The organism is Pseudomonas sp. Fl5BN2 (assembly GCF_009908205.1).
In the GTDB taxonomy this organism is placed as follows: Bacteria; Pseudomonadota; Gammaproteobacteria; order Pseudomonadales; family Pseudomonadaceae; genus Aquipseudomonas.
In genome coordinates, this window is record NZ_JAAARL010000052.1 from 1 (window position 1) to 2,921 (window position 2,921).

The window sequence follows — 2,921 nt, forward strand, 5'->3', positions numbered from 1 at the left end:
TCAATGCCGGCACCGACCTGGGGCTGTTTGCCCAGAGCGGCGAGATGCGCCACATCACCCACCAGGGATTGATGCTGTTGCAGGCGCAACAGAACACTATCCGCCTGGAGGCTGACCAGAGCGTGGAAGTCAGTGCGAGCAACCAGCATGTGCTGATCTCAGCCAAGGAACACATCACCCTGATGTGCGGTGGGGCTTACCTGACGCTCAAGGGCGGCAATATTGAGCTGGGCATGCCGGGTAACTTCACGGTCAAGGCGGCGAAACATAGCCAGGTGGGCGGCGCCAGCCTGGCGGCGGAACTGCCGAAGTTCAAGGTCGGGGATACCGAGCGGCGATTCATGCTCAAGCAGATCGATGGCCAGTCGGGGATGCCCAACGTGCCCTACAAGATCACCATGGCCAATGGTGAAATCGTCGAAGGCGTGACCGATGCACAAGGCGCGACGCAACTGTTGCAGAAAGACGCAATGAACATCGCCAACGTTGGCATGAAGCGCTCGAGCACACCAATGGTTGCGGCCGCGGCTGCAGTGGGTGTGGCGGCTCTAGTGGCGAAGGCTTTCTCCGAGCCGGACAATGAAAAAGGGCGCGCATTGACGGAAGGCGAGATCGTTTTGGCGCAGAGCGTATTTGCAGACTCCATCGATTACGACAAGGTGCGCCTGCGCGATGAGAACTATGTGCCTTGGCAGGGGGCAACTTATGCGATGTCGCCGAACGGGCATATCTACTTTGGGGAGAGCTGGCGCGGTATCTCCGACTGGAGCCTTGAAGAACCGGAAAGGCGAGGGTTCTTCATTCACGAGATGACTCATGTCTGGCAACACCAGCACGGTGTCAATGTGCTGTTGGTGGGAGCGTATCAGCAGGCGAAACAGTTCTTGGTGGGTGACCAATATCTGTATCAGTTGGAACCAGGTAAAACTCTAAAGGACTACAACATCGAGCAGCAAGGAGACATTGTGCGTGACTACTACCGAGGCTTGGATTCCGGAAATACTCATGTACTAACAAGGCTCAAGCCCGTACTGGGCAACTTTCCGGCGGGGTACTGAATCATGAAACACTCGATATGGGTTGTGTTGTGTACTGCGTTGCTGATGCAGTCTCCAGTTGGGGCCGTGTCCAAGATGCCTCCGCGTATTCCCGTGACGATGGAGTCCGGTCGTCTGGTGGCAGATCTTCGACCTTTGCTGGCCGATACCAACAACCTGGAGATTAACCAGGTATTTCTCTGCCGTCGAACTGGAGTCAAATGCTACGAAACCCTATGGGACATTGATCTTCCTACTGGCTGGATCCAACCAAAAATAGTGTTGTTAGGAGACTATCCAGGCGCGGTCGTTAGAACGATGAACCCTGAAGCTTTACAGCCGGGGGGCAGTTACAACCTTGATATTTATTTCAGGGAGCGTAGCCGCTGGCACAAACAGACGGTCTCCAGCACTTTCTTGGAGTTTTGCTTGATCGAGGACGGCGGCGTGTTGCAAGTCCAGGCCCGCTCAGGTTGTCGAGCCCGAAGTCTTGCCGAGGAACAACAGGAAGCCCGCCCGTGACCGAGTCTGTTGCTATGCGCCGACGCTGTTTAGTGAAGGCGATTACCGCGACTGGCGGTGGCGACGCAGATTTGCTCGTGCCGTTTCCAGAGAGCAGGACTACTGCTTGGACCTCGATATGGGAGATAGCGAGACATAGAAGAAACTCAAGCCCGTGCAGGGCAACTTGGCGGAGCGCTGAGTCATGAAGTATTCGATATGGGCTGTGTCCAAGATGCCTCCGGATATTCCGGTGACGTTCGAGTCCGGTCGTCCGGTGACGGATCTTCGGCTTTTGCTGGCCGATACCAACAACCTGGAGATCAAGCGTGTGTTTCTCTGTCGTCGGACTGGAGTCCGCTGCTACGAAACCCTATGGAGCATTGAGTTCCCCGAAGGCTGGATCCAACCAAGAATAGTGTTGTCAGGAGACTATCCCGGCGCGGTCGTCAAAACGATGAACCCCGGAGCGCTACAGCTGGGAGGCAGTTACAACCTCTACATTAAATTCAACGAGCGTAGCCGCTGGCACAAACAAACGGTCTCCAGCACCCACCTGGAGTTTTGTGTAATCGAGGAGGGCGGTGCGTGGCAGGTCCAGGATTCGGCGCTTTGCCTGGCTCGAAGGAATGCCGAAGAGCGTCAATCTCGCCTTCAGAAATGACTGGATGTAACCCCTGAACGCGGCCAGGAAGATCTTCTTCAAGCCATCAAGGAGCGAATGCACAATGAATGACGCCGTTCGGATGAGGACCATTTGCACAGGCCAGGCAATCACCATGCCGGGCGGTGGTGACGTGCACCTGATTGCTACGCCGCCCAAGCCCTGCGTGACCATCGTCGTGCATGGGGTCAACGACCTGGCCGGTTGCTACGAGCGCATCGAGCGCGGCTTGTGTCAGGGCCTGAATGAGCGCCTGGACATGCCCTCGGTGCTGCCCAACGGCATGAGCAACCCGGGGTTCCTGCGCTCGGCCAGCTACAGCCTGCCCGAGGACGACGATGGCAAGGCGACCAACCCGGATGCGGTGTATTACCGGCGCAAGTTCAGTGCCGCGGACACGCGAAGCGTGGTGATTCCGTTCTATTGGGGGTTTCGCGAAGAAGAGGGGGCAATCAACAAGACCGAGCCCCACGGTGAATGGCTGGACCGCAACAACAACCGCCTGGACAAGGCCGGCACCCTGGAGGGAGGCCATTTCGTCAATGCCACCACCAACCTTCCCGATATGTGGGGCAAGGGTTTCAACGGCAAACTGTTTGGATTCATTTCCCTGGACTTCTTTGCCGGTGAGCTGACCCACCCGTTGTTTTCCGCACCCGGCCGGCGCTACATGGTGCTGGCCGCCATGCGTCTGGCGATGTTGATCAGGATCATCCGCA

At 57.1% G+C, this 2,921-nt stretch carries 4 protein-coding genes; all 4 read left to right on the forward strand.

Going from position 1 to position 2,921, the window contains the following annotated elements; all coding sequences use genetic code 11:
• Window positions 1-1,058, forward strand: a 1,058-nt coding sequence (locus tag GV819_RS32475; RefSeq protein ID WP_256667707.1) for a DUF2345 domain-containing protein, incomplete at its 5' end; no start/stop codon positions are given.
• A 3-nt stretch (window positions 1,059-1,061) separates the two neighbouring features.
• A complete protein-coding gene (locus GV819_RS32480) occupies window positions 1,062-1,559 on the forward strand; it encodes a hypothetical protein (RefSeq protein WP_161760106.1) in 498 nt (165 codons plus the stop codon).
• A 184-nt stretch (window positions 1,560-1,743) separates the two neighbouring features.
• The gene (locus tag GV819_RS32485) at window positions 1,744-2,202 is read left to right on the forward strand and encodes a hypothetical protein (protein ID WP_161760107.1); all 459 of its coding nucleotides are present in this window, start codon (window positions 1,744-1,746) and stop codon (window positions 2,200-2,202) included.
• Between the two features lie 64 nt (window positions 2,203-2,266).
• Window positions 2,267-2,921 (forward strand): T6SS effector phospholipase Tle3 domain-containing protein (locus GV819_RS32490; RefSeq protein WP_434738454.1); only part of this gene is annotated, 655 nt, incomplete at its 3' end.

Bases quoted from the DNA above. Each gene is read 5' to 3' on its own strand.
- GV819_RS32480 (WP_161760106.1), top strand. From the start codon at position 1,062: ATGAAACACTCGATATGGGTTGTGTTGTGTACTGCGTTGCTGATGCAG.
- GV819_RS32485 (WP_161760107.1), top strand. From the start codon at position 1,744: ATGAAGTATTCGATATGGGCTGTGTCCAAGATGCCTCCGGATATTCCG.